General features: G+C 68.7%; 18 protein-coding genes and 6 pseudogenes. 8 read left to right on the top strand and 16 right to left on the bottom strand.

The annotated features are described in order from the left end of the window. Positions 1-343 precede the first annotated feature (343 nt). From ACIQMV_RS32335 to ACIQMV_RS32350, 4 genes and pseudogenes are all read right to left on the bottom strand, one after another. Positions 344-654 (bottom strand): annotated as a pseudogene (locus ACIQMV_RS32335) (lysophospholipid acyltransferase family protein); the annotation flags it as partial. 598 nt (positions 655-1,252) lie between these two features. Further along, positions 1,253-1,843, bottom strand: coding sequence for a hypothetical protein (locus tag ACIQMV_RS32340; RefSeq protein WP_402596779.1), 591 nt, complete (start codon positions 1,841-1,843; stop codon positions 1,253-1,255). A gap of 347 nt (positions 1,844-2,190) precedes the next feature. Continuing rightward, positions 2,191-2,274, bottom strand: a pseudogene (locus tag ACIQMV_RS32345) (electron transfer flavoprotein subunit beta); the annotation flags it as partial. A 60-nt stretch (positions 2,275-2,334) separates the two neighbouring features. Further along, a pseudogene (locus ACIQMV_RS32350) lies at positions 2,335-2,835 on the bottom strand (3-hydroxyacyl-CoA dehydrogenase family protein). Positions 2,836-2,902: 67 nt separating this feature from the next. Here ACIQMV_RS32350 and ACIQMV_RS32355 point away from each other — a divergent pair. Continuing rightward, positions 2,903-3,517 (top strand): TetR/AcrR family transcriptional regulator, encoded by a 615-nt coding sequence (locus tag ACIQMV_RS32355; protein ID WP_402596781.1) that lies wholly within the window; start codon positions 2,903-2,905, stop codon positions 3,515-3,517. Positions 3,518-3,581: 64 nt separating this feature from the next. Here the strand turns inward: ACIQMV_RS32355 and ACIQMV_RS32360 are convergent. Together ACIQMV_RS32360 and ACIQMV_RS32365 are read right to left on the bottom strand one after the other, a co-directional pair. After that, a pseudogene (locus ACIQMV_RS32360) lies at positions 3,582-3,749 on the bottom strand (ferredoxin); the annotation flags it as partial. Between the two features lie 47 nt (positions 3,750-3,796). Beyond that, positions 3,797-5,041, bottom strand: a complete 1,245-nt coding sequence (locus ACIQMV_RS32365; RefSeq protein ID WP_402596782.1) for a cytochrome P450 — start codon at positions 5,039-5,041, stop codon at positions 3,797-3,799. A gap of 435 nt (positions 5,042-5,476) precedes the next feature. On the opposite strand from ACIQMV_RS32365, the gene ACIQMV_RS32370 reads away from it, so the two are divergent. Further along, complete coding sequence (locus tag ACIQMV_RS32370) at positions 5,477-5,785, top strand: hypothetical protein (RefSeq protein ID WP_402596783.1); 309 nt, start codon at positions 5,477-5,479, stop codon at positions 5,783-5,785. Between the two features lie 597 nt (positions 5,786-6,382). After that, positions 6,383-8,341: a hypothetical protein gene (locus ACIQMV_RS32375; protein WP_402596784.1), complete on the top strand. Its 1,959-nt coding sequence runs from the start codon at positions 6,383-6,385 to the stop codon at positions 8,339-8,341. A 446-nt stretch (positions 8,342-8,787) separates the two neighbouring features. Here ACIQMV_RS32375 and ACIQMV_RS32380 read toward each other — a convergent pair whose 3' ends face one another. Beyond that, entirely contained in the window at positions 8,788-9,168 is a 381-nt protein-coding gene (locus ACIQMV_RS32380; RefSeq protein ID WP_402596785.1) for a hypothetical protein, read from the bottom strand. A 3-nt stretch (positions 9,169-9,171) separates the two neighbouring features. Here ACIQMV_RS32380 and ACIQMV_RS32385 point away from each other — a divergent pair. Beyond that, positions 9,172-9,408 (top strand): annotated as a pseudogene (locus ACIQMV_RS32385) (branched-chain amino acid transporter permease); the annotation flags it as partial. Between the two features lie 239 nt (positions 9,409-9,647). Here ACIQMV_RS32385 and ACIQMV_RS32390 read toward each other — a convergent pair. From ACIQMV_RS32390 to ACIQMV_RS32400, 3 genes are all read right to left on the bottom strand, one after another. Beyond that, the gene (locus tag ACIQMV_RS32390) at positions 9,648-10,166 is read right to left on the bottom strand and encodes a hypothetical protein (protein WP_402596786.1); all 519 of its coding nucleotides are present in this window, start codon (positions 10,164-10,166) and stop codon (positions 9,648-9,650) included. Positions 10,167-10,288: 122 nt separating this feature from the next. Further along, positions 10,289-10,558: a barstar family protein gene (locus tag ACIQMV_RS32395; protein WP_402596787.1), complete on the bottom strand. Its 270-nt coding sequence runs from the start codon at positions 10,556-10,558 to the stop codon at positions 10,289-10,291. A gap of 328 nt (positions 10,559-10,886) precedes the next feature. Then, positions 10,887-12,128: an IS701 family transposase gene (locus tag ACIQMV_RS32400; protein ID WP_402596789.1), complete on the bottom strand. Its 1,242-nt coding sequence runs from the start codon at positions 12,126-12,128 to the stop codon at positions 10,887-10,889. Positions 12,129-12,294: 166 nt separating this feature from the next. Here ACIQMV_RS32400 and ACIQMV_RS32405 point away from each other — a divergent pair, with 166 nt between their 5' ends. The 3 genes and pseudogenes from ACIQMV_RS32405 (at position 12,295) to ACIQMV_RS32415 (ending at position 14,763) form a co-directional block, all read left to right on the top strand. Further along, positions 12,295-12,699: a type II toxin-antitoxin system PemK/MazF family toxin gene (locus ACIQMV_RS32405; protein ID WP_402596790.1), complete on the top strand. Its 405-nt coding sequence runs from the start codon at positions 12,295-12,297 to the stop codon at positions 12,697-12,699. A 145-nt stretch (positions 12,700-12,844) separates the two neighbouring features. Further along, positions 12,845-13,954 (top strand): annotated as a pseudogene (locus ACIQMV_RS32410) (IS256 family transposase); the annotation flags it as partial. Between the two features lie 101 nt (positions 13,955-14,055). Further along, a complete protein-coding gene (locus tag ACIQMV_RS32415) occupies positions 14,056-14,763 on the top strand; it encodes an alpha/beta fold hydrolase (protein ID WP_402596791.1) in 708 nt (235 codons plus the stop codon). A gap of 576 nt (positions 14,764-15,339) precedes the next feature. Here ACIQMV_RS32415 and ACIQMV_RS32420 read toward each other — a convergent pair. The 6 genes from ACIQMV_RS32420 to ACIQMV_RS32445 form a co-directional block, all read right to left on the bottom strand. Beyond that, complete coding sequence (locus ACIQMV_RS32420; protein ID WP_402596792.1) at positions 15,340-15,591, bottom strand: hypothetical protein; 252 nt, start codon at positions 15,589-15,591, stop codon at positions 15,340-15,342. Positions 15,592-15,618: 27 nt separating this feature from the next. After that, a complete protein-coding gene (locus ACIQMV_RS32425; protein ID WP_141365537.1) occupies positions 15,619-15,801 on the bottom strand; it encodes a hypothetical protein in 183 nt (60 codons plus the stop codon). Between the two features lie 391 nt (positions 15,802-16,192). Next, positions 16,193-16,318 (bottom strand): DUF2510 domain-containing protein, encoded by a 126-nt coding sequence (locus tag ACIQMV_RS32430; protein ID WP_402596794.1) that lies wholly within the window; start codon positions 16,316-16,318, stop codon positions 16,193-16,195. 54 nt (positions 16,319-16,372) lie between these two features. Beyond that, positions 16,373-17,794, bottom strand: coding sequence for a DEAD/DEAH box helicase (locus tag ACIQMV_RS32435; protein ID WP_402596795.1), 1,422 nt, complete (start codon positions 17,792-17,794; stop codon positions 16,373-16,375). 358 nt (positions 17,795-18,152) lie between these two features. Next, the gene (locus tag ACIQMV_RS32440; RefSeq protein WP_402596797.1) at positions 18,153-18,770 is read right to left on the bottom strand and encodes a hypothetical protein; all 618 of its coding nucleotides are present in this window, start codon (positions 18,768-18,770) and stop codon (positions 18,153-18,155) included. Between the two features lie 652 nt (positions 18,771-19,422). Next, positions 19,423-19,719, bottom strand: coding sequence for a GYD domain-containing protein (locus ACIQMV_RS32445; RefSeq protein WP_402596798.1), 297 nt, complete (start codon positions 19,717-19,719; stop codon positions 19,423-19,425). A gap of 578 nt (positions 19,720-20,297) precedes the next feature. Here ACIQMV_RS32445 and ACIQMV_RS32450 point away from each other — a divergent pair. Continuing rightward, the gene (locus tag ACIQMV_RS32450; RefSeq protein WP_402596800.1) at positions 20,298-21,656 is read left to right on the top strand and encodes a lectin; all 1,359 of its coding nucleotides are present in this window, start codon (positions 20,298-20,300) and stop codon (positions 21,654-21,656) included. Positions 21,657-21,754 lie beyond the last annotated feature (98 nt).

The following is a 21,754-nucleotide window of genomic DNA, read 5'->3' on the forward strand; positions in this document are numbered from 1 at the left end:
GAGAGCTATGCCGCCGGGCTCCATCTGCGCGGATCCATCCTCTGGTTACGCAGCCTGCCAGCCCTCCCCTGATCTCAACTCAGAACAGGCCCTAGCAGGGATCAGGGCGAGTGACAGCCAGGCGCACTGAGGCACACCGGCCCCCGGGGCGTGCGCCCACCTGCCCGAATCGGACGAAGCCGCACCACAGGGATCGGCGTACAGCACTGAAGTACAGCAGACCTCCCTGATGCACGACCGCGGCTACCCGACCGAGGGCTTCGATCAGCAGATGAAGGACCTCTCGGTGGAGCACGGGCGCACCCTCGAGCACTACCGTGCCGCGCACGCGCCGCTCCGGTCACCCCGCAAAGCGCGAGAAGTCCACCGGTCCCCCGAAACGGATCGCGACCGGCGGGAGCCTCGACAGGACACGTCCCGAAGGCCAGAACTCGAACATCCCCACCATCGCGCATGAAATCACCGGAACGTGAGCGGCCGGCGCGATCACCGCCACCCGGACCTTGCCCTTGCACAGCCGGCCGTCGGGGGAACGCGTGCCCTCCGGATAGATGGCGAGCAGCACTCCCTTTCGCCAGCCCCCTGCCCCTCCCGGATCGCCGCCTCCCCCGCGGCCCTGCCCGACCTGTCCACCGAAATCTGCGCGGCACCGCGGACCTTGCAGCAGCTCCGAGCAGTCTCCAGCCTACGGCGCCCCCACCCGTCAGCCGTCAGCCGTCAGCCGTCAGCCGTCAGCCGTCGAGAAATTTACCTAAAACCCATTGACTCGGAACATAAAGCGTGGATGGTGGTTCTTAGGCCATAACACCGAAAAGGTCGCAAAGTCGATGAGGACGCCTAGTCGGCGAAGCGACTTCGACAGGATGTGGTTCAGGCCCCCGGCAAGCCGGCGCGATACCGAGGCGACAGTGACGACTGAAGCTTCAGGACACGTGCAGCACTACCGGGGACTGTTTTTTGCCCTCGGTGCCTGCACAGGCCTTGGCCACAAACCACGAACGTCCCCGCTTCCCTGCCATCAGGCAGGGAAGCGGGGACGTCGGTACGGGTTCAGGTGTCGTCCTCGCTGCCGTCGTCCGGCGGCCAGTCGTGTCGTGCATTCCTCATTGAGATCAGAATTGGCGTCACCGCGTCTGGTCGCCGGGAGCGCATCGGCTCCAGGTGCCGCCGGCTTCGATGACCAGCCGGGGGGGCGGTCTTGTCGTGGTGACTGAGGGCCTTCGCGATGACGGGGGCTGACGCAGGGAACCTCTCACCGCTCCCCGGCAGTTGTCCGTCTCGCGCCGGTTCTGCTCACGAGGCAGGCGCCGAGCGCCGCCAGGAGGGCTGCCACCAACGCGTACACCGGCAGCCAGAGCGTCGTCGTGGACGCCAGGCAGTCGTTGACGGCGTGCCGGCTCTGGTCGCTCGCGTACGCCAGCGCGTCGCTGCCGTGGCTGCCCAGGTCGCTCAGGGCGGCCTGCGCCTGAAGCGCCGCGTAGCCGCCCAGGTGGGTGCATTTGATGCGAGTGCCCGGCATCGGGAAGAACCACGCCCAGCGCTGCATGGCGGGAGCCGCCGCGAGGGCCACGCACAGGCCGACGACCAGCGAGTAGGCCGTCAGGCTCCGCACGTATTCGGACCTCGCGCCGTGCGTGGGGGCCGGCGGGCGGGTGAAGGCGAGGATCAACGCGAGCAGTGTGACGCCGAGGTAGGCGGAGAACCACTGCCACGAGCCGGAGGAGAGCGCGAATGCGAGCACGCCGGCGAGTGCGGTGCCCAGCACCCCGGCCCGATTGCCGGTTCCCCGGTCCGTGCCGGTGGTCACGGAGCCCTGGGCGCCTGAGCGGCTGCGGTCGTCCATGCTCTCTCTCCTGCTTGGCTCCGGGCTACCAGTCTCCGGCCGCAGACCCCTTCGGGCACTCGCACCATGCCGTTCCGCCCGCCCTGCTCGCCCGGTTGGCGGGCGCGCCAACCGCGGTCTCGGGTCTGCTGGGCTCGCACGTTGGGGTGTCAAGAATTCAATGTCTGCCAAGGGGTAAGTCCTGCCGCACTGCGGAGGGACGCCGATCTCGCATAGGTGGGCCTGAAGGCTGACCGGGTTCATCGGCTGCCCGGGCTGACGGCAGGGGAAGAACCATCGGGCACTTCGGCTGCCGGCACGAATGGATGTAGGACCGCATCAGTTCGGCGACGGGCTCTGGGAGGGGAGTCGGTCGTGGTGTCCTCAGTGAAGCACCGGTCGCCGGTCGCATCGGACACGTATTTCACAGTGACAACGATCCTCAAGCTCACCTTCGGGTGCTCTACTCGCGACTATGTGTCGGTCGAACGTTGCGTCTTCGTGCGGGTCTCTCAGCGGGCGTAGTCGTGAAAGCCGCGGCCGCTCTGCTTGCCGAGCAGTCTGGCGTCGACCATCCGCAGCAGCAGGGGCGGCGGGGAGTGCAACTGTTTCTTGAACTCCTCGTACATGGAGTCGGCGATGGCCTTCACAGTGTCGAGGCCGATCAGGTCGGCCTGCCGCAGGGGGCCCATGGAGTGGGCGCAGCCGAGGATCATGCCGTTGTCGATGTCCTCGGCCGTGGCCATGCCGGATTCGAGCATGCGGATGGCGGACAGCAGGTACGGGACGAGGGACGGTCTTGTCCAGGCTCGCGAATGCCTCGCTTGTGATGTGCTCGTCCTCGGCCACGGCCTCGATCGCCATGTCCCGGTCGGCACAGTCCACCAAGTCCGTGGTGAAGCAGATTCGGCCCAGCGCGGCATCGCGTCCGGCTTTGAGGGTTCCGGGCCGGTCTCGCAGACCAGCACGGCGAGCCCCGGTCGGGTGCAGACTTCCGCGATTCCGCTGCCCATATCGGTTCGGCCCGCAACGCCTGTCCACTCGAATCGAGTGTCAACTATCAGTTGTTAAGGTGGGGGCATGTCTGCTGGTACCCCCCGGGCGCTGCGTGCCGATGCAGCACGTAATTTCGACAAGATCGTCCGGTCGGCGCGTGAGGTATTCGCCGAACACGGGCCCGACGCCTCGCTGGACGAGGTCGCCCGGCATGCAGGGGTGGGGATCGCGACGCTGTTCCGTCGCTTCCCCGACAAGGGTGTGCTGCTGCGCGCGGTGCTGGACCAGCAGTTCTCCGAACAGGTGCTGCCCGCGATGGAGCGGGCGGACCGGGACAATGACGTGCGGCGCGGCCTGACGCAGGTGTGGGAGGCGGCGCTGTCGTCGGCCGCCGACGCCTACAACGTGCTGACCGCGGCCCGCAGCGCCGGAGTGCTGACGCCGGGGGTAGGTGACCGGTTCTTCGACGCGTTGACCCCGCTCATCGAGCGGGGTCAACGGGAAGGCGTGGTGCGCGACGACCTGGTGCCGGAAGACCTGCGCCGCCTCATGACCATGCTGGTGAGCGTCCTGTGGACGATGGATCCGGGTGAGGACGGGTGGCGGCGCTATGTGGCGCTGGTCCTGGACGGCCTCTCGCCCGTCGCGGCGCATCCTTTGCCGTGCGGGGCTCCGGCGCTGCGGCGCCCGGAGGCGTGAAGGCTGTCCGGGCGCCGGCATGCTGATGGCGGGCGGGTCGGTCGCCGTGCACGCGGGTGGCGCCGGCCGGGCACAGGGCGGCGGCCTGCCGCGTGCGGGAGTGTTCTGCCGGTGTCGGCGCGGCGTCGAGGACGATGACCTTGCCGTCGTCGCTCCGGTCGAACACGGCGGGCGCGCTCAGGGCGCACTGGCCGGAGGCGACGCATCGGGCGGTGCCGGTTTCCAGGTGCAGGCTCTGCTACTCCTCGTCCGTCACGGCGTGTTCGTCACGCAACCGTGTCACCACAGGACGGGGACGGTGCTGACACCACCGGCCAGCCGTTCGGTGTGGTCAGGCAGGGTGTGGGGGTCGACGGCGAGGTGCAGGCGGGGCATGCGGCGGAAGAGGGCGGTGAAGGCGATGCGCATCTCGGTGCGGGCCAGGGCGTTGCCGATGCAGTAGTGGCCGCCGTGGCCGAAGGCCAGGTGTGCGTTGGGGGTGCGTGAGGGGTTGAAGGTGTCCGGGGCTTCGAACCTCTTCGCGTCACGGTTGGCGGAATTGATCGCGACGAGGACGGCGTCGCCCCGGGCGATGACGTCCTTGCCGATGGTGACGTCTTCGCGGGCGTAACGCATCAGGCCGAGCCCGCCGGGTGCGGCCATGCGCAGGATCTCCTCTACGGTGGCCTGCACCTGCGCTGCGGGGTCGGCGGCGAAGCGGTCGCGGCGAGCGGGGTCACTGAGCAGGAACATTACGCCGAAGTCGATGCGGGTCGAGGTGGTCTCGTGGCCTGCGAACAGCAGGCCGGCTGCCAGGCGGGTCATGTCGTCCTCGGTGAAGGTCGCGTCCTCGGCCTGGACCTTCAGGATGTCGGTGATGACGTCCTCGCCGGGCGAGAGGCGCTTCTTCTCGGCGAGCGTTGCGACGTACGCCTGGAACTCCGCCATGGCCGCCTGCCCGTCAGCCCCGCCGTGAAGGGCCCCGATCCGCTCGGACCAGCCGCGCAGCAGGTCCCGGTCGCCGCTCGGCACGCCGAGCAGTTCGCAGATCACCTGGACCGGCAGCGGGAACGAGAGGTGTTCGTGCAGGTTGACCGGCGCATCAGGACGGCTGCGTCGGGCCTCGTCCATGCCGTCGAGGCAGCGCCCGGCCAGGTGCTCGATCCTTGCGCTCAGGCGCCGCATACGCGGTGCGGTGAAGGCGGGTACGAGCATCCTGCGCATCCGCGCGTGCTCGCGGGCCTCGTCCTCGAACGTGCTGATGGGCCCGGACTGGATCGCGGCCGACGAGATCCTGGACGCGGTCTCGGGCGCCGGGTGCGACTTGCCGAACCGGGGGTCGCCCAGGATCGCGCGGGCCTCGTCATAGGTGGTCACCAGCCAGGCGGGGTCACCGGCCGGAGTGGTCACCCGGGCCAGTGGCCCCTGCTGGCGCAGGCGCGCAAACAGCGGTGCGAGGTCCAGGGCGTTGGGGCGGGCAAACGGCAGCTGCGGTGCGGGGGCGGTCGCGGCCATTAACATCTCCTGGGTGAGGGGTTCGAGCAAGCTGACGGTGTCCGTGCGGGGCGGCCGGACCCGGCCGCCCGACCGGCGATGGGGGCGCAGGCGGCGACGCGCATCCAGGAGAGAGCCGGGCCGCCTCCGACGCGGCCCGCCGGCACCCGTCGCCCTGACACGGCCCACCCCTTTTAACTGATACTCGACTATCTGTTATGGGGGTGCAACACGGCCGTCACCCATGTGGCGCAGACAGGGGGATTTTCAGCCGCACATGCCGTGCGCCTGCCGACCGTTGAGGTCGGCGGGCGCTGGGGCGGGCTGTGCGGGATCGACGGCCTCTACGACCGCGTGGTGGCCTTCATCGAGAGCTCCCAGGGGCGAGCGGTGTCGGCGCCGTCGAGCGCGTGGTCGGCGACTCCTCCGTGAAGGTTGTCCGGATGTAGCAGTTCCGCTTCTTGGCAGCCTTCGAAGATTCGGCCCGTGACGCATTCGGTGTGCGGGGAGGACGGCGAGCAGGACGAAGGTGGCCGCGCCTTGTTCCGCTGTCCTCCAGGGCAGAGCGGGAGCGCCGCTGTCGGCATTGCGGGTGAGGAGCGCTGGATCGACGTGGCGCATCAGGTGGGTGCGGACCACGCCGGGCATGACGGCATTGACGGTAATGCCGTCACCGGCCCAGCGGCGGGCGGCTTCGACGGCGAACAGGGCATTGGCCGTCATGGACTGCCCGTAAGCGGACTGCGGGGCGTGGGGGCGCTGCTCGTAGTGGATGTCGTCGATGACGACGGGTGAGAGGCGGTGCTGGGAGGAGCCGACGGAGACCACTCGGGCTCCCTGGGCTGCGGGCGAGGGCGAGCGGGTCTTCGGGCCCCGCTGCCCCACCTGTTCTCCAGTGCGGCGCGGGTGTGGTGACTCTCCTCTACCTGCTGCTGGGCCCGGGCGAGGGTGGAGGGCCGCCGTCCCGCTGACAGGCTCGGTCCGCCTCTGGCCTTCGGGAACATCGGTACAGCGGTTATCGGTGAGAACGATCAAGGTCGTTCGCTGGGCACCGCAACGTCCGGCCGTGGACGGGGAATGCCGCTGTCCTGGAGGGCGGCGAAGTCGGCGTGGGCCTGGTCGCCGGGGCTCCTGCGGCGGGTTCGCAGGGCCGGACACCATGGCGGTGGTGCGCTGAGCGGAGCGCGTCTTGGTCCGTACAAGATGGCCGGCACCCGGCGGCATGGTCCGTTACTCCGTCCTGTCATCATGACCACGGCGCGGGAGCGGCGGCGTCGTGATCCGCCTGGGGGCATCTACGCCATGTGTCCTCCGCCGGTGCTGCGCCCCCCTCGCTCCGATGTGCGCGAGCATGCCGGGCGCACGATGCGCTCGCCTGAGACAGGAGCCTTCATGGCACTGAAGATACGCAGACCGAAGACTGTCGCCGTGGCGCTCGCCGCCACCGTGGCCGCGGTCTCGTCGGGCATCGCCCTTCCCTCTGCCGCCGCGGGGTACACCGCGTCGGCGGGGCCGTGGAGCACCGCCGTCGCCCTGACCGGAACGGACGGCCAGCAGACTCTCATCGATGTCCAGATGGCCGGTGACGGCGCCGCGTTCGCGCTGTGGCGGGACAAGGCAGCCGGGGCCGGCGGTTGGGACTTCCGGACCGCCGTCCGGCCTGCCGGCAGAGCGACGTGGAGTGCGCCGCACACCCTGGCGACCGGGCGTGACAAGAATTCCGCGGCCGCCCTTGCCGTGAGCGCCGACGGGCGGGCCATGGTGACCTGGCTGGACGGCAGTGGTGCAGACGGTTCGCTGGTCGCCCTGGCCGCCGGCTGGAACCCGGCGACGGCAGCCTGGTCCGCCCCGGCCACGCTCGCCGCCTGGGACGGCCTGGACATGTCCGCGCCCCGCCTGGCCGCGGCGGCCGACGGCACCTTCACCGCCGTATGGGACCAGGGCGACGGGTACCGGAACTACGATGTGAGGACCGCCGTCCTTGCCCCCGGCGACCGGGCGTGGTCCGCACCCCGGACGCTGGGCTCCACCACCACCGGATCCATCTGGAGCCTCGACCTCGCGGTGGCGCCCGGCGGCGCCGCCACCGCGGTCTGGGATGAACTCAACCGCTCCACCTACGAGCACACGGTCTCCACTGCCACCCGCTCCTCGGCCCAGACCAGTTGGAGCAGCGCCTCCGTGCTGCCCGGCACCGACGCCACGTCCAGCAACGTACAGGTGGCGATGGACGCCAAGAGCGCCACCACCGTGCTGTGGCGCAACGGCGCCGACGACCTCAAATCCGCCACCCGTACCGCTCCTTCGGGCAACTGGGGTGCCGCTCAGACCGCCGTTTCCGCCATCGACTACACCGCTGGGAGCGAACCGTTGGCCGCGCCCAACGGTGACGTCACCTACGTGTGGACGGGCTGGAGCCGCACCGCCGGTACCCCCGTTGTGCAGACCGTGACCCGCACCGCGAGCACCGGGACCTGGTCCGCGCCGAAGACACTGTCCACCGGCTACGTCAAGTGGCAGGTGGACGCCTCCATCGGCGCTGACGGAACCGTGCAGGTCGTGTGGCCGCAGGTGCCGAGCATCGACAACGGCAACGACAACTACCTTGAGTGGGCGGTGCGCGCCGACGGCTCCTGGAGCAAGGCCACCGCTCTGAACAGCACGCCCGTCGCCGCCGTCCCCAACACCGACGCCCTCACCGGCGAGGTGGCTGCCGGACCGGACGGCCGGGCCACGGTGCTGTGGCGCAAGGCCGAGTACACCGGCAGCGGCGGCTACACCTCCCAGGTGTGGTCCCAGTCGCAGACCCTGCTGCCCAAGCCACAGATCACCACCACCGCGACGATGAGCGGAACGGCCCGAACCGGCTCCACTCTCAACTGCTCCGCCGCCTGGAACGGCACCAGCACCAAGGCCACTTGGTCCTGGCTGCGCGACGGCGCGGTCATCTCCGGCGCCACCGCCAAGACCCGCGCCCTCACCTCTGCCGACTACGCCCACAAGGTGTCCTGCCGGGTCACGGTCAGCAACGGCGCGGGCTCCGTCGCTTCCACCTCCGCTGCGCTGAAGGTCGCGGTCGGCCCCGCCCTGAAGGCCACCACCGCGCCGTCGATCTCCGGCTCCGGCAAGGTCGGCTACAAGCTGACGGCTGCCCGCGGCACTTGGTCGCCGTCCGCCACTTCCTACACGTACCAGTGGAAGCGCAACGGCAAGTCCATCAGCGGCGCGACCAAGTCCACCTACGTCCTGGTGAAGGCCGACCGTGGCCAGAAGGTCACGGTCAAGATCACTGCCCACCGCAACGGCTGGACCAACGGCACGGCCACCACCAAGCCCGTCACCGTGCGCTGACCCGACGCGGGCCGGTACCACCGGCCCGCGTCCGCCGATCCGGAACCCGGGCGACTCAGAGGTGGCGGTGGCCGACCTTCAACTCACCTATGAGAGCTGCCCTTAGCGAGCGCAAGACCGAGCGGTTCGAGGCTGGGCACCTGCCGTGCCGCTGCGGCTGCGGCTGCGGCTGCGGCTGCGGCTGCGGCTGCGGCTGCGGCTGCGGCTGCGAGAGCGTCGGCTCCCGAAGCCGTCGAGCAGGCCCACACCGGTTTCGCTGCCCTCTGAGACAGCGGCCGCCACTGACCTGAGGAACACGCGGAGACGACGATGACGTCCGCGTCGGCTGCTTTCGCGCGGTCCTGCGTGAAGCGCGCGGGCTCGCAGATTCTCGGGCGGCGTTGCCGGGGAAGCCGCGCGCCAGCAGGCTGCTTCTTCCGCTCCGCAGCGGGTTCATGTCGACCGCTTCAGTTTTGGCGAGCCTTCCGGGCCCGCAGCAGGCGTGCGCAGTTGGCGAGGATGTCCAGATCGGGTACGGACTGGGCGGCGGCTGCCAGCATCATCGGCAGGATGCCGAGGGCGGCGGCGGACAGGCCGACGGCGTTGTAGCCGGCGATGAAGCCGATGTTGAGGCGGATGGCGCGGGCGGTGCGCCGGGCGATCCGTACGGCCTGCGGAACAAGGGCCCAGTCGTCGCGCATCAGGGCGATGTGGGCGGCCTCGATGGCGATGCCGCTGCCGACGGCGCCCGTGGCGATGCCGATGTCAGCCTGCGCGAGGGCAGGGGCGTCGTTGACGTCGTCGCCGACCATGACCACCCAGTGGCCCGCGGCCTGGTACTCCCGCACGGCTTGCGTGAAAGCGGCACCGTCCAGTACCTCAGCACCCGCATGCCCGCCGGCGTCATGGTGATCCTGGTCGTCTACTGCCTGCACGACCTACCGGTCACCGAGGCCCGCGCCGCGGCCCCGCTCATGGCCGTGGCCGTCACCATCGGCCTCCACTTGTGGCGCCGCAACGCGCTGCTGAGCATCCTCGGCGGCACAACTGTCCACGTGATCCTGGCCAGCACGGTCTTTGCCCGCTGAAGCCGGACCTCTCCTGCCTGGCTATTGCGCCCACAACCAGGCCGACGAGCAGCACTGGGAAGCCTCAAGAAGTTTCGGATGTGACTCGGTCATTGAGACTCCCGGCCAAAGTCGTTCCGCCGCCCGCGTACTAGCCTGCAGGCCGTGATCACACCCGCGCAGCATGACGGTCCCCTGTCTGACCTGGAATTCGACCAGTTCCGTGACCTTACGCGTCGCTACTGCGCGCATGAGCTCGATCAATGGGAGAACTTGCAGACCGAGACGCCGGACGGGCCTGTGTACGTGTCCTTCTCTCGCGTGCTGCCGCCCGACACGGTGTCCGAGGCATACAGGCCGTTCTGACTCGGGCCCACTTCCTGAGGGAGGAGGTACCGCCCCAAGTGCTGGCGGAGAAAGCTCTCCAACCGTGGAAGCTCGATCGCTTCGGCCGGACGGTCACCGGGACGGGGACGGTAGAGCTCGACCAGTCGGGCCATCAGCTCTTCGTCGAGCAACGGCACCTGGTAGCGATCAATCGTCCCGATGTAGAAAAGCCAGCTGAACAGCCGGTTAGTGGAGCAGTGCCCTTGCCCCGCGTGCAGGTTCTCCGGCTCGTGCTCGTCACCCCAGGAACCGACGTACAGGTAGGAGGCGCAACGCAAGCCCTCGTCCAGAGCCGGCGTCGGATCGTCCTTGCAGTTCCAATTGATCCGAGCCTCATCCTCGGGTACGGGGCTCGGCACGGCTGCCAACCACAGTTGGTAGGTCTCCTCCACCGCCGCAGTCTGGCATGCCGAGTCAAACACCGGACTGACAGCACACGCTGGGCCGCGCCACACGCGTGTCAGAACGAGCAGGGTCGAACCTGGGAAGGCTGAGCCGGAAGATTTCCCGATCGCTACACATACTCAGCGATGAACTCCGAGCGGTAGGTAGCTTGGTAGTTGTCGAGCGCCCGTTGAAGCATGGCGGCCCCGTGGGGAACGCCGTCGGCGAGTTGGTCCCAGCCAAGGAAGCGCACATGTTCTGGGATCCTGACCAGTCCACTGATCGCGTCCCAGAAGGCAGCCCAGTTCATGCCGTAGAAGTCCGGAAAGGCTAGCTCCCGCTTCAGAATCAGGTGCAGGGCGCACTCGTCGGTAACCCCGCTGACATCAATGGTGATCACGGCGACATGCTCCCACTCTGTGATGGTTGGCCGGTGCTGTACAGCAGCGGATTACAGCAAGAGTAATGCTCAAGACCTGTGGATCGGCCTCGGGGAGCACGCGGAGGGCGTACCTTCCCGAGTGATCGATTGATGGTCACCGAGTAGGCCGACGCTGCGAACGTCGGTCGGGAAGGGTATGCCCGTGCTCAGCGTAGTCAACGCCGATGGCTCCACCCCGAATGGCTCCCTGATCGACGAAATCGTCCGCGAGGGCGCCCGGCGGATGCTGGCCGCCGCCTTGGAAGTGGAAGTCAACACCTAATACTCCAGCCGTAGATCGTGATCTTCATGCTTGAGCGGCTTGTCGCCGGTAGTGGCTGCTCTGGGATTGGGCCTGGTGGCGGCGTCGCCAGACGGACCAGCCAAGCCGGCGAACAGGGTCAATGGCGCGTTGGATGACAAGCGTGATGAACAGTCGTTGGATCTCGTTGCAGGTGAGCGGTATCAGCTCGTCGGGTGAGGGATGACGGTTGTGTTCGTTCGCGCGGACGACGGCGAGGAAGGCGTGCGCCAGCATGGCCAGGGTGACCCAGCGGGACCAGGACGGGTAGCGGCGGACCTGGTGCTCGTCCAAGGCCGCCAAGCCTTTGCCGGACTGGAAAAACTCCTCGACCCGCCACCTTGATCCAGCGACACGCACCAGGGTGGTCAGCGGTACTGCGGCCGGCGAGTAGCAGCGGTAGTACGCGAGTTCGCCGGTGCTGCGGTTGCGGCGGATCAGCAACTGCCGGCTCCCGGGCCGGGGGTCGGTGAGGTCGATGACGGCCCAGTCGTAGAAGCGGTGGCCCTTGGCTCCGGCCCCTGCGGACAGCTTCTGCCAGGCCCTCTTGGGCACCTTCCTGGCCAGCATGTCGGCGCGGAACTTCCCGGCGCCTGTGGTGACTTCGTGCGAGCAGGCCACCGCGAGGACGTAGCCGGTGCCACGTTCCTCCAGCGCGGCGCGCAGCCTCGGGTTGCCGCCGTAGACTTCGTCTCCCGCGGCCCAGGCGGCCCGGTGGCCGGCGTCGAGGAATCGGGTGACCATGCGAGCGGCCAGTTCCGGCTTGGTCGCGAACTCCGTCTTGTCACCAAGGCCGGCTGCCCGGCAGCGGTCGGGGTCGGGGTCGGAGGTCCAGGAACGCGGAACGTACAGTTCCCGGTCCACCGCGGCGTGCCCGCGCCGCCCGGCGTAGACGAGATAGACGGCGACCTGGGCGTTCTCGATCCTGCCCGCGGTGCCGGTGTACTGCCGCTGGGCACCGACAGTGTCGGTGCCCTTCTTCACGTCGCCGGTCTCGTCGACAACCAGGACTGCCTCGTCGCCGTGCAAATGGTCGACCACGTAGGCGCGCACGTCGTCGCGGACCTGGTCGGCGTCCCACTTGGCCCGCCCGAGCAGGTGCTGCATGCCGTCCGGGGTCCTGTCCCCGGCCCACTCGGCGATGGTCCAGCAGTTCTTGCGCGGCAGGTCCGACAGCAGGCCGAGTACCAACTTCCGGGCCCGGCGCCGGGATTCCACCCGCGTGAACCGTCCCGCTATCCGGCTCATCAGGCCCTCGAACGCTTCCTGCCAGCGGGCAGGGCCTACGCTGTGACCTGCGGCCACCGCATGATCGTTTGTCTTCACGCGCCGGTGATCAACGGTGGCCGCACCCGTCTCCACAGCGCATCAGGGTCGCGCAGCGTCTGCCTGCCGTCCTGTATCTGGAGGACTTGTGCAACGTGGCGAAGTCTGGTGGGTTCAGTTCGACGAGCGGAGGCTGGTCGTACTTCTGTCGGGAGAGGACACGTCCGGGATCCGGGTGATGCAGGTCGTCGCTCCCGCGAGCGTCGACATCAGCGGTCTGGGCATTGAAGTGATCGTGGGCGCCGCTGAAGGACTGCCGTTCGAAGGCGTGCTGCGGCTCGCGTTCCCGCGTCCAGGCTTCACCCCGTGCACGTGGCTGACCACTGTGTCCCGGGACGACCTGATAAAGCGGGAGACCGTCCTGTCTTCCATGAAGCTCAGCGAGATTGACGAAGCCCTCCGACTCGCTGAACAACCGCTGGAGCGGACTCCGGCAACGACCGCGAAGCTCAGCGAGATAAGGGACGCCCTCCGTCTCGGTGAACTCGGGTAGACGAAGGAGAAGCCGACGCCCGCGACAGCGTGGGCGATCTCGGGCGAGATGATCCACGCTGGCCACCTGCCGCCTCGGCGCCCCTCACCATCAAGATCACGATCTACGGCTGGAGTACTAAATAGCCGAGTTGTCTGGTGAACGCGACGAGAGTGGTCGTCGGCTGGTGGTGCGCAACGGCTACCACCAGCCGCGGAAGGTCACCATCACAGCCGGGGCCGTCGAGGTCAGGGCCCCGCGGGTCAACGACAAGCGCATCGATGAGGCCACCGGCGAGCGCACGCGGTTCTCCTCGGCGATCCTGCCGCCCTGGTGCCGCAAGTCCCCGAAGATCGGCGAGGTGCTGCCGCTGCTCCATCTGCACGGTCTGTCCACCGGCGACTTCGTGCCCGCGCTTGAGCAGTTCCTCGGCTCCTCGGCGGGCCTGTCGCCGGCGACGATCTCGCGGCTGACGGCGCAGTGGCAGGCCGACCACACGGCCTTCCAGGACCGCGACTTGTCCGCCACCGACTATGTCTATGTCTGGGCCGACGGCGTCCACCTACGCATCCGCCTGGAGGAGGCCAAGGCCGCCGTACTGGTGCTGGTCGGCGTGCGCGCCGACGGCACGAAGGAGCTCATCGCCCTGACCGACGGCTACCGCGAGTCGAGCGAAGCGTGGGCGGGGCTCCTGCGTGACTGCGCCCGCCGCGGCATGCGCGCCCCCGTTCTGGCCGTCGGCGACGGCGCGCTGGGCTTTTGGAACGCGCTGAACGAGGTCTTCCCCACCACCCGCCACCAGCGGTGTTGGGTGCACAAAACGACTAACGTCCTCGACGCACTGCCGAAGTCCGCGCAGCCCGCCGCCAAACGCGCGATCCAGGACATCTACAACGCCGAGGACAAGGAACACGCGGCCAAAGCCGTTGCCGCTTTCGCCAAGCACTACGGTGCGAAGTACCCCAAGGTCATCAAGCGGATCACGGACGACGAGGACGAGTTGCTGGCGTTCTTCGACTACCCGGCCGAGCACTGGATCCATCTACGAACGACAAATCCCATCGAATCGACCTTCGCCACCGTGCGGCTCCGAACGAAGGTCACCAAAGGCGCCGGCAGCCGGGCCGCCGCACTGGGCATGGTGTTCAAGCTGATCGAGTCCGCTCAGGCCCGCTGGCGCGCGGTCAACGCACCCCACCTCGTCGCCCTGGTCCGTGCCGGCGCCCGCTTCGAACGCGGCCGGCTCGTCGAACGCAGTGAAATGATCGCAGCATGAGATCGAACAGCACCCCAGCCAGCGTGCCCACGCATGAAGTCCGCCTCCCCGCTCCCGGCGGCGGTCGGCTGTGGGCCCAGCGCAGCGGCACCGGCACTCCGGTGGTGCTGCTGCACGGCGCCGGCATGGACTCGCGGCTGTGGGATGCCATCGTTCCCGAACTGGCCCGCCACCACGACGTGATCCGCTACGACGCCCGCGGCCTGGGACGCTCCACGCTCCCGGACCAGATGTTCTGCGACGTCGAAGATCTAGGGGCCGTGCTCGACTACTTCGGCCTTCACACAGCTGCGCTGGTCGGCCTGAGCATGGGCGGGGAGACCGCGCTGGACTTCGCACTCGCTCATCCCGAGCGGGTCAGCGCACTGGGCCTGGTCGGCACCTCGGTCAGCGGTCACGTCTGGCCGCAAGACGCGCAGTCGTCGGCCTATGCCACTGCCCGCAGCGAGCAGGACGCGGCGGCCCTGGCCGAGCTGGAGCTGTCGATCTGGGCCTCCATGGGCCGCATGGCTCCCGGAGGAGAACTGATCGAGACGATGGTGACGCAGAACGCGCACCTGCGCATCGTCAGCGAGCGGCACTTCCAACAAGCCCCGGACCGTGATGCCGAAGCCCGGCTCGGCGACATCGCCGCGCCGACGCTGGTCATCCACGGTGATTGCGATCATCCCGAGATCGGCGTGATCGCCGAACGGCTCGTCGCCCGCATCCCCGGCGCACGTGGCCAACTGATCGCGGACGCCGACCACTACCTACCGCTTCGCACTCCCGAGCCCCTGACTGAGCTGCTGCTGACGCACCTGCCCTGAAGCACGGAGCAACAACGGCTGAGCCACAACTATTGACAATTGCTCTTACAGCAACCAGCACGAACCAATCGACCGGCAACCGCTCTACGGCCGGATTTCCGAGCGAAGAGACCTCAACGACTGTGGTGCCGATGGTTCGCACTGAGGAGCGCACCGCGGCACCCCCGCTCGGGCCGTCTATGGGCCGTGGGGGGCTCAACGATGACAGATGACGACAGTCGGCGAGGGCTCTTCCCCCACCTGCGCCGGTACCAGAAGCAAACGGGTCTCAGACGCAGATCCAGAAGGACTGATCGAGTGCCTGATGCGCCCTTGACTCGGTCATTGAGACTCCTCGGTGCGCCCGTCCAAGGGCACGGTGTCGGTGATCTGCGGGCGGCCCAGAGTGAGGGTGCCGGTCTTGTCGATCAGCGGGGCGTCGGCCTTGGCGGGGGCTTCCAGGTAGCGGCCATCTTGATAAGCAGTCCCTGGCCGGCGGCGGCGCCGACCGACGCGAGCACGGCGACGGGGGTGGCCACGGCGAAGGAACAGAAGCAGGCCACCACCAGCACCGCTGCGGTGGCCAGTCTGACGCGGCTACGAGCCGAGGCCCGGTCCGACCCAGTCACGGATCACACCGACCTCCACGCCGGCGTCATGGGCAATGTCCTCGGGCGCCACGCCGGCGCTCCAGGCAACGAGTATCGCGCGTCGGAGTTCCCCCGCGCGCGTCTCCAACCCGATCTCGGCGACCTCCCCGGACGCGGCCATCAAGGCAGCCGCGTCCTCGGTCAGCCGTTGGCCCGCCCGGCGGACCGCCAGGCGGGCTTCTTCCTGCGGACCGTTCACCGTCTGCCTCCAAGGGGCCACTGTCGGTCAGTTCTGCACAGCGGACCGGGCGAGCTTGATGCTGAGCCACAGCAGGCTCACCGGCATCCCGATGCCGCAGGCGTCGGCCAGGGCGAGGATCGCCGGTTCGGCGGCCGGCAGCAGCTGCCGCAGACCGCGCTCGGTGACCGCGGGGACAGGGAAACGGGGCAGCGTGATGGTGATCGTCATGACGCACCTCCGCCTGATCGGCACCCGAGGCGCGCCGGCGGCAAACACGATCGCTACCTGGCGCTTCGCACTTCGAGTCGAGGCGGGCCGTCAGACGGCGGCACGGTGACCGCCGGGCGCCTCGGGTGCAACGGAATGGGAGCTGGGACTACTGCTGCAGGGACTCATCCCGTTCACCTCCTCGCGCTAGCAGCGGTCACATCGTTCAAGGGCGCAACACACCCCGTCTCATGCTACGACTTCCTACAGCGCGATCTCCTCCCGAAACCTTCCCCAAGAGCCGGTACTTCCGGCCAGGATGTCCGCTTCTGAGCCTGCTTCCAGAGAAGTGGTGGACAGGTCCGGCCTGATCTGGGGGTTTGCGCCGGGATCTGGAGCGAGGCCGCCCGTTTCACGCCTCCTGCTGGTCGGCGTGGGTGTGCTCCGTCCACGGGGAGCCGTGCCAGTAACGCAGCGTCTTCGCCACTCCGTGCGGATCGAGGTACCCATCTGCAGGTGTGCTCGAATGCGTGGTCACCGGGGCCGACCACCGCGGACCGCCGCGAACGCCCCGCAGTCCGGGAAGCCGGGCTCAGCCGCCGCGCCTCACCCGGGCTGCCTTGCGGGCCTCCGCGAGCTTGCGGGCCTCGCTGCTCTTGCGGGACGACCTGCCGCCGGAACCGCCCTTCGCGTCCTTGGTGCTGCCCAGGCCGCGGAACGGGGCGTTGTGGTTCTTGGGGCGCGGTGCGGCGGACCCGCTGTCGAGAGGCTCTCCGGAGGGGGCCTTGGCGCCGGTGATCCGGGTCAGCTCCGCCTCGCCGGACCACACTTTGGTGACCTTGGGGGCGACGTCGGCGTCCGCCATGACCTGGCTCGTCTCGCGGCGCTGTCCCGACAGGACGAGTGTCACGACGGTGCCGGAGCGGCCGGCCCGGGCCGTGCGGCCCGCGCGGTGCAGATAGTCCTTGGGGTCGGTGGCCGGGTCAACGTTGACCACCAGGTCCAGGTCGTCGACGTGCAGGCCGCGTGCGGCGACGTTCGTCGCTACCAGTGCGGTGACCTGCCCGTTCTTGAACTGGGCCAGAGTCCGGGTGCGCTGCGGCTGGGACTTCCCACTGTGCAAGGCGGCGGCGGCCACGCCGCTGGCCCGTAGATGTCGGGTGAGCTGGTCGACGCCGTGCTTGGTGTCCAGGAACAGCAGGACGCGGCCGTCCCGGGCGGCGATCTCCGTGGTCACGGCGTACCGGTCCGGGCCGTGCACGACGAAGACGTGGTGCTCGATCGCGGAGACCGCGCTGGACGAGGGGTCCACGGAGTGGACGGCGGGGTCGCGCAGGTAGCGCTGCACCAACTGGTCGACGTCGCGGTCGAGGGTGGCGGAGAACAGCATGCGCTGCCCGTCGGGACGCACCTGGTCCAGGATCTCGGTGACCTGCGGCAGGAACCCCATGCCACACATCTGGTCGGCCTCGTCCAGGACCGTGATGCGCACCTGTCCCAGTCGGCAGCCCTTGCGCTCGATGAGGTCGTGCAGCCGACCGGGCGTGGCGACGACGATCTCGGCGCCCTCCCGCAGCACGGCGGCCTGTCGTCCGATGGACACTCCGCCCACCACGGTCGCGAGCCGCAGCCGCAGTGCCTCGGCGTACGGAGTGAGCGCCTCACCAACCTGCTGCGCCAGCTCCCTGGTGGGCACCAGAACGAGCGCCAACGGCTCTTTGGACTGCGCGCGCCGCCCAGCCGTCCGGGCGAGCATCCCCAGGCCGAAGGCGAGCGTCTTGCCGGATCCTGTGCGGCCCCGGCCCAGAACGTCCCGTCCCGCGAGCGCGTTCGGCAGCGTCGCCGCCTGGACGGGGAAGGGCACGGTCACATCGTGCTCGTCGAGCGTCCGCAGAACCTCGGCCGGCAGCCCCAGCTGCGCGAAGGACGCCGCCGTGGGCACCGCCGAAGTGGCGCCCGACGCCGTGGACACATCGTCCTGCTGCCGGGCATCGGCGCGTGCTGATTCGCTCACAGAGAGCCTTCCTCCGAAGGGACCGTACCGAGGAAGGCGCGGCGGGGACGCGGCCACCAGCCAGGGACACCGAACGGAGCACCGACACAGCGACGCCGCAAACGTTACACGGTAGCGCGGGACAACCGCCCGGGCCTCCCATGGCCGCACCTCTCAGCCACGGAACGACAGCCGGACCTGCCTGTGGCGGCTGGCCTCCGGCGAGGCCCACGACACGGACTTGAGCGCCATCACCGAGCAGGCCGTCGCCGAGGTACCCGTCCCCTGGAGGACGCTCTACGCCTGTCGCTTTCGCGAAGTGGGCTGGCCAAGAGGTCGCAGCGGTCCGACGTGCGTCATGTGTTCCACAACTGCAGCATCAGCACTCGGCTCGCGTGGGGTGAGCTGTGGCGTTCCGTCCCAAGGGGGACAGTGCCGCGCAGAAGAGAAGCGCGCCGAGCGGCATCAGATCCAGACTGGCCGCCATCGCCGCCGTACCGAGCACCACCAGCACAGGGCGCCAGACCCCGATGCGGCGCTGCACGGCGAGCTGGATCACCAGCCACAGCAGGCCGACGAAGAAGAGATTCGGGCCCACCGTGTACACCGTGGGCATCACGCCCGGGTGGCTCTGAATGCTCTCGAAGAGCCGGTCCATCCCGGCTCGGTCGTCGGCGCGGAATCCGACAACGAGGTCGATGACGCCCTGGGCGGTGATGGCCACCACCCCCACGAGTCCCAGCAGCGTCGCCGCCCGGATGCTCAGCCGTGCTGCGCTGGTCGTCGGCTTCGACAGCCGCAGGAGCCCCAGGAAGATCGCGGCGAAGAGCAACACCCCGGCGATCAGCGCGATGTGGCCGCTGGTCCAGGTAAGGCCCGGGCCGTGGTCCGGGTCGGACAGGCGGATGACTCCGTAGGCGAGCATGCACAGCGGTGCGGCGATGAAAGCGGTCCGCGTCAGTGCGGTCCGGCGAGTTCCCCAAGGTCGGTTCGTCATGTGTCGATTTTTTCGGTCCGCACCGTACTCAGAGATCAGGGATAGCCCCGCATGCACCCTGGCCCGTCCCTGACAGACCCTCATGGTCGTCTGCTTTCGGGTCCGATGTCGATGACAGAGGCTCCAGGTTCGCCGGCACAGGTGACCTGGAGAAGCTTGTCCCGGACGCGAGCGTTGTCACGACGGTGTGACCCGGGGCTCCGGTCTTGTTGGTCGCTTCAGTCCGCGGGCAGCCCTTCGCCAGGCTCGCCGAGGTGTGCGGCGAGTTGGAAGAAGGCGGGCAGGGCGAGGGCGAGGGCAACGCGGCCGACTCGACGTTGCGGCCCACCCTCGGGTGCCTGCGGGAAAGGCATACGCGCGCCTGGTCGGTCGACGCATCCGCCATCGTCGCTGATTGTCGTCGATTGATGCTCAGACATCGAGCACTCCGAAAGCTCCGCTCTCGCTCCCGCTGCGGACCACCCTCCGAGGCCGCTCAGGCTCCGTCTCACACACCGCGGTGCATAGCCGTCCACGGCATGCGACGACCCTCACCGGCAAGTGGTAGCCCTGACTTGTACGCAGGTGGCCGACTCGGGCCCCTCAGCAGGGTTGTAGGGCGCTCTGCTCAGCCGGCTCACCAGACGCCTTCGCTTGCAGTGAGTGGAGGTCGTCAGCCAGTCGCCTTGGCGATGATGCGTTCCATCTCCCCTCGATCGAAGGCCCGCAGAGTCGTGGAACGGATGTTGCCCACCCCGCCGAGATGCAGGAGTGCTGCAGTGGCAGTTTCGTCGTCGGGTGCCTCGACGACGGCCACGAGGTCGTATGGACCGACGGTCCAGTAGATGTTCAGGAGCTTCGCCCCGATCTTCTGTGCCGCCGCACCGAAGGTCTCGGCGCGCTTCGCGGTGTCCTTGTAGTCCCGGACCCCCTGATCGGTCCAGTTCAGCAGTGTGATGTACGTCGGCATGTTCTCTCACCTTCACGAGGAGACACATCGCGAGGTCAATCCTGGACATCGGGGCTGACACCTGCACGGGATGCGCACCCGAACGAGCGACACGGGCACCCCACAGGTGGTTGATCACGACTTCGGAAGTCACCTGCCTTCGTCAGCCGGCCAGGCCGTGGAACGAGACGATGCCTGGTCGACGGTGAAGGCCGGAATGTCGATCACATCGGGCCCCTGGTGTAGGCCGACTCGGGGTCAGTACGAGCGGTCTGCCACATCCAACCGCCACCCCGGCGAACCTGTGCGGTCACGGCACTAGCCAAGCGCGTCCGCCGTCCGCGGGGGTGGGACGTGCCGCACGGGCGCCTGGCGCGACCGTCTTCCGGACGCCGCACGTCCGTGGAGCGCCCGGTGTTCAACTCATCGCGGATCGAGGCGATTGCATCTCAGGTGTTGCTTCACCTCTTGACGATGCTGGTCCGGACCTTTAGTTTCACGCCTTAAACAAAGCCCATGGAATGCACTCAACACCCGTACGTCACGGCGGTGTTGGGACCGCGTTCCGCCACCCCCGCGTGAAAGGCCAATTTCCCCCCATGGCCAGACCCCTGCTCGCGGTCGCGTCCCTCGCCGCACTCGCCCTGTCCGCCGGCCTCCTCACTGCCGGCCCCGCCCAGGCTGCCACCGGCACCATCACCGGACTGGCGGGGAAGTGTCTCGACGTCGCCGGTGCCGGCTCGGCCGACGGCACGGCCGTGCAGCTCTACGACTGCAACGGCACCGCCGCCCAGCAGTGGACGGTCGGCTCCGACGGCAGCGTCCGCGCCCTCGGCAAGTGCCTCGACGTCACCGGCGGTTCGACCGCCGACGGTGCCAAGGTCCAGCTGTGGTCCTGCACCGGCGCCGCCAACCAGAAGTGGACCGTCACCGCCGCGCGCGACATCGTCAACCAGCAGGCCAACAAGTGCCTGGACGTCACCGACAGGTCGTCGGCCAACGGCGCCCGCGCCCAGATCTGGTCCTGCACCGGCGCGAGCAACCAGAAGTGGACCGCGCCCGCCGCGGACGGCGGCCCCCCGCCGGCCACGTCCATGGCCGTGGCGCCGTACCTCTACAACGGCTGGGGCAGCCCGCCGAGCCCGACCACGATCACCAACGCCACCGGCGTCAAGTGGTTCACGCTCGCCTTCGTCCTCAGCAACGGCTACTGCAACCCGCAGTGGGACGGCAGCCGTCCGCTCACCGGCGGCGTCGACCAGCAGACCGTCAGCACCGTGCGCGCGAACGGTGGCGACATCATCCCCTCCTTCGGCGGCTACAGCGGCAACAAACTGGAGAGTTCCTGCTCCAGCGCGGGCGAACTCTCCGCCGCGTACCAGAAGGTGATCAACGCCTACGGGCTGAAGGCCATCGACATCGACCTCGAGGCCGATGCCTACAGCAACCCGACCGTCCAGCAGCGCACGGTCGACGCGTTGAAGACCGTGAAGGCCAACAACCCCGGTCTGAAGGTGTACATCACCATCGGCACCGGGCAGAGCGGCCCCGACACCGGTCTGATCAACCGGGCCGCCTCCTCCGGCCTGGCCGTCGACGCCTGGGCCATCATGCCGTTCGACTTCGGCGGTGCCGGCCGGAACATGGGCAACCTGACCGTGCAGGCCGCCGAGGGCCTCAAGAACGCGCTGAAGAACGCGTACCGCTACAGCGACGACCAGGCCTACCGCACCATGGGCATCTCGTCGATGAACGGCATCACCGACCAGAACGAGACGGTGACGGTCGCGGACTTCCGTACCATCCTCGGCTACGCCCAGCAGCACCACCTGGCCCGTCTGACCTTCTGGTCAGCCAACCGCGACCGCCCGTGCACCGGCGGCCCGGCCGACAGCTGCTCCGGCGTCGGCCAGTCCGCCTGGGACTACACGCGCGTCTTCGCCGCCTACACCGGCTGATCGCATCCCCCACCCCCATCGGCCGACCCGTTCGGCAAGGAGGACCCGTGTTCCGACTCCCACGTCCCGCCACCAGATACCTGGCCGCAAGCCTGGTC

Origin of the sequence: Streptomyces sp. NPDC091412, assembly GCF_044756885.1 — a bacterium.
Taxonomy (GTDB): domain Bacteria; phylum Actinomycetota; class Actinomycetes; order Streptomycetales; family Streptomycetaceae; genus Streptomyces.